The 4,347-nt window shown below is 55.9% G+C and carries 3 protein-coding genes; 2 read left to right on the forward strand and 1 reads right to left on the reverse strand.

From position 1 onward, the window contains the following. Nucleotides 1–149 precede the first annotated feature (149 nt). On the forward strand, nt 150–800 hold the full coding sequence (locus GX117_06805; GenBank protein NLO33049.1) for a four helix bundle protein: 651 nt from the start codon (nt 150–152) through the stop codon (nt 798–800). 203 nt (nt 801–1,003) lie between these two features. Next, the gene (murJ, locus tag GX117_06810; protein ID NLO33050.1) at nt 1,004–2,620 is read left to right on the forward strand and encodes a murein biosynthesis integral membrane protein MurJ; all 1,617 of its coding nucleotides are present in this window, start codon (nt 1,004–1,006) and stop codon (nt 2,618–2,620) included. Nucleotides 2,621–2,771: 151 nt separating this feature from the next. On the opposite strand, the gene GX117_06815 is transcribed toward murJ, so the two are convergent. Further along, a partial coding sequence (locus GX117_06815) for a hypothetical protein (GenBank protein ID NLO33051.1) occupies nt 2,772–4,347 on the reverse strand: 1,576 nt, incomplete at its 5' end.

Below are 4,347 nucleotides of genomic sequence, written 5' to 3' on the forward strand. Positions count from 1 at the left end.
GATGGACAGAATGGACACGATGGACCGGATGGACGGGATGGACAGAATGGACACGATGGACCGGATGGACGGGATGGACGGGATGTATTGTTTAGTTTGTGTAAATAGTATAGACTGAATGGCTCATGTAATAACGTGGAGTTTGCCTAATGGAATCGAATAAAACAGGACGGCCGGAGAAGGATCAAGACTACAGCGTGATCCCAAAACATGGCGGCTTCCGAAAATTAAAAAGCTTTCAGGTTGCGCAGCTTGTTTACGATGTGACGGTGCGCTTTTGTGACAGATACATCGATAAGCGCAGCCGCACCCATGATCAGATGGTGCAGGCTGCGCGTTCGGGTGTTCAAAATATTGCGGAAGGGAGCGTGGCGAGCGGTACTTCCAAGAAAACGGAACTTAAGTTAACGAATGTTGCCAAAGCGAGCCTCGCGGAATTACGTTTGGACTATGAAGATTTTTTGCGTCAACAGGGATTGAAGTTTTGGTCGAAGGATGATCCGCGATGCGCGTCATTGGTTGTGTGTCGTTGTCGCAATGCTGACGATGTGGCTCTTTGGATTAAACAAACTTGTGCGCGCTATGATCAGGAAGAAAAGCAGGGCGAGACACATTTATCTTTACCACCGAAGCGATCTCTTTACGCCGAATATTCGGCCAATGCCGCAGTGGTTTTGATCGGCGTAGCGACAGCGTTGTTAAAACGCCAGTTGGATTCCCTCGCCGACGCCTTCGGCTCCGAAGGCGGTTTCACGGAGCGCCTGTATCGCAGCCGTACGCAGCGCAAGGAGCGTTCATAAAAGGAAACACCTTAGACCGCTGCGTCGACAATATCTTCGTTTTTTGTCCATCCCGTCCATCCTGTCCATCCTGTCCATCCTTTGAAATGTGTGTTAGCGCTCTTTTGTCGGCTTGGTGTATTGTAGGGGGAAGGGGATAATGAATTGAATCCTTTGTAAAAAAAGAATACACTTTGGGAGAATTCAACGAAGAAGGAAAGACTGTGGACCAAGCTAAACCATCCAACAACCGGGTAACGCCTCAAGAAGGAACGGGTGAACTGTCCCGCTTCGCCATGATTTTTGCGAGCGGTACCTTGGTCAGCCGTGTGCTCGGACTTGCGCGGGATGTGGTCTTTGCCCATACGATACCGGGCCGTCCGCTGGGCGCCTTCCTCTTCGCTTTTAGTCTGCCCAATATGCTGCGTGACATGCTCGGTGAAGGGGCTGTGAACGCCGCGCTTGTGCCTGTGTTCAGCGTTGAACAGGAAAAATCTGATGCGGCGGGATATCGCGAAGCCGTTTCAGCCGTCATGTCCATGATGCTGCTCCTCTTCGTTGTCATTACGGTTATTGGTATTGTACTCATGCCGCTGGTACCGGGGGCGCTCGCCTCGCTGGAAGCATTCACGGGCAAAACAATGCCCCAATCGGAAACAGAGCTGCACGATACGGTGCGCTTGATGCAATGGACTTTTCCCTATCTCTTTTTCATCGGCGTTGCCGTCTTTGCCATGGCGCCCCTTTTTGTAGCAAAGCGCTATGGCACGCCCTCGTGGGCGCCCGTGGTGCTCAATCTCGCCTTCATCTTTTGCGCGTATTTCTTGCGTCATCGTTTTGAAAATCCCGCTTGGGCATTGGTCATTGGCGTATGGGTGGGCGGCCTCGCACAAATGGCGGTACTCTGGATCGATATGTTATTTCATGTGGGCGTCGTGCTGCCCTCGTTTCGATTGCGCCATGCCGCTGTGCTGCGTACCTTCTGGCTGCTCTTGCCGGTGATCATCGGTCAGGCTGCCGGTGAGGTCAATAAATTGGTGGATCGTTTTTTTGCCATGTCTCTCGGCGAGGATAAGGTCTTGGCGCTGTACATTTCGAATCGGCTCGTTCAGCTGCCCTTATCCATATTCGGTATTGCTGTGGCGGTGTCGATCCTGCCCGCTTTGTCGCGCGCCCATGGGCAAGGTGATGAGCCCAAGCAACAGTACTTACTCCGATACGGCCTGCGTCAATCCTTGTTCTTATGTCTGCCGGCGGCGGCGGTGCTGCTCGTGTTGCGCCGGCCCATCATCCAGCTCTTGTTCCAACGCGGTGAATTTGGCGCTGACGCCACAGCTTTGGCTGCCGGGGCGCTGCTCTATGCTGCGCCGGGTCTGGTTGCCTTTACTTGGGTGAAAGTGATGGTGCAGGGCTTTTATGCACGGCACGACACGCGGACGCCTGTCATTGTCGCCACGACTGCCATGCTTTTGAATATTGTTATGAATATGGCGCTCGTTCGCCCCATGGGCTATCAGGGACTCGCCTTATCGACCAGCATTTCCTTTACCCTAAATTTTTTGGCGCTCTTCTTTCTCTATGGCCGCGGCGAGCGCCGCCTGTGGACAGCTTCCTTGCTGCGCGCTGTTGCGTCCATGGCGTTCGGTACTGCAGCCTTGGCGCTTGTCGCCTATCTGACGCTGAGCGTGCTCACACAGTATTGGCAGGACCCTTCTTGGACGCTGCATTTGGTCATCGTGGGCTGTGCCGCCCTCGCCGGTGCGCTGAGTTATGCCGCTGTCTGCGCCGTGCTGCGCGTTCCGGAGCTGGGTCAGCTGCTCCGCCGTTTCCGCAGAGCATGAGCTCTTTCCCGCGGGGAGCTGGCGTTCCTTCGGCGTGTAAAGCATTACGCTCAGAGCGCTCAAGCTTACGCTTCTGATGGTGACCCAGTATCGGTTCCGCTGTGAATCGGTCCTGTTTTTGGCTGTACGGGACGCCATCGTTGCGGCTTGGTTATTTGCCTAATTGTTGGATCTGCGCGAGATAAGGATAGCCGCCGTTTTCTTTACCGTCGGTGTCACGAATCCATTTTTCTGTAAAGTCCCATTTCACATAGGTCGTTGGGTCATAAGGGGCGGTCATCTGTGCGGTGCTCCGTCCTTCGCCGCCGGCGCTGGTTGCTTGGTGCGAACCTTCTGTATCCCAATAGCAATGGGGCGCGGTGCCATCCACATTAATTGCGATGAGCCCGCCCACCTTCTCGTTGCCGGTAACGGTGCCTGCCCCGTAGCAGCAGCTGAGGGTGCCTTGTTCTCCATTGACAGCAATGAGCCCGCCCACGTAACCATCACCGCTCACGGCGCCGGTGGCATAGGCGTTTGTCAAGGTACCGAAGTTTGCCGCGATGAGTCCGGCCACGCCGGACTCGCCGCAGATGGTACCCGTGGCATAGACCTGTGAAAGGCTTCCGTGGTTTGCCGCGACAAGCCCTGCCACGCCAACGCTTCCGGTGACTGCGCCGGCGGCAGCGCAGCAGATGACTTCGCCTTTGTTCTCGGCGATAAGTCCGCCCAGGATTTTTTCTGCCGTGACCGTGCAGGCGCTACGGGCATGGGTAACCTTTCCCCTGTTTTCTGCGATGAGTCCGCCCACACATTTCTCGCCCTTCACCATACCTGCGGCATTAACCTTGGTAACGGTACCCTTATTTAGCGCAACAAGTCCGGCGCCATGATAGGTTGCAGTGACCGCGGCGGCAGCCGTGCAATCCTCTATGACGCCTGCTTCGAGCCATCCCACGAGTCCGCCAACATAGCGGCGGCCTGTGACTGAAAGCTGCGTGTCGTCGGCGCCGCGTACGTGGCAATTTGTGATGCTCCCTTCATGCCAGCCGACGAGCCCGCCCACATAATAAGTGTAGCCGCCGCCCAAGACGGAAGCGCTCACGGTGGAAGCGCTGATGGCGCCCGATTCATTGCGGCCGACAAGTCCGCCCACGGCAACGGAATCGCTGCCCGTTGTGAGGGTACTCGCGGCGTGGCAATCAGAGACGGCGCCGCAGTTCCTGCCAACAAGCCCGCCGATCTGCTCCCTGCCTGTGACGGAGCCTGCCGTGTAACAGCCGCTTATTTGTCCTTGTTGGTTTCTGCCTGCGAGTCCGCCCGCCTCATAGTTTCCCGAAATCGCGGCGCTGACCCGACAGTCCGTGATGCAACCTCTGTTGACGCCGACAAGTCCGCCCACATACCAATTCCCCTGAATCGTGCCGTCGTTGAGCCCAATATTTTTTAGGCTCGCAGCAGAATCGGTACAGCCAAAAAGTCCCACATCATCTTGGTCAGGGCGCTGGATAGTCAGCCCGGTTATGACATGCCCCTGTCCGTCGAAACTGCCGGTGAAAGGGGCGTGAAAATCGCCAATGGGCGCGAAGCCTTTCCCGTCGTCCCATTGGGAGGTGATGCTTGCGTCAATGTCGCCGGTGAGGATATAGGCGTCGTGCAAACTTCGTGCGGGATCCTTGCCAATTGTTTGCAGTTCTTCCAGGCTCGCAATGGCAATAGCTGCATGGACGTATTGGGATAAGCAACCC

It is taken from the genome of Candidatus Hydrogenedentota bacterium, assembly GCA_012523015.1.
Classification (GTDB): Bacteria; Hydrogenedentota; Hydrogenedentia; order Hydrogenedentales; family CAITNO01; genus JAAYBJ01.

Coding starts and splice junctions, on each gene's coding strand:
- GX117_06805 (NLO33049.1), top strand. CDS start 150: ATGGAATCGAATAAAACAGGACGGCCGGAGAAGGATCAAGACTACAGC.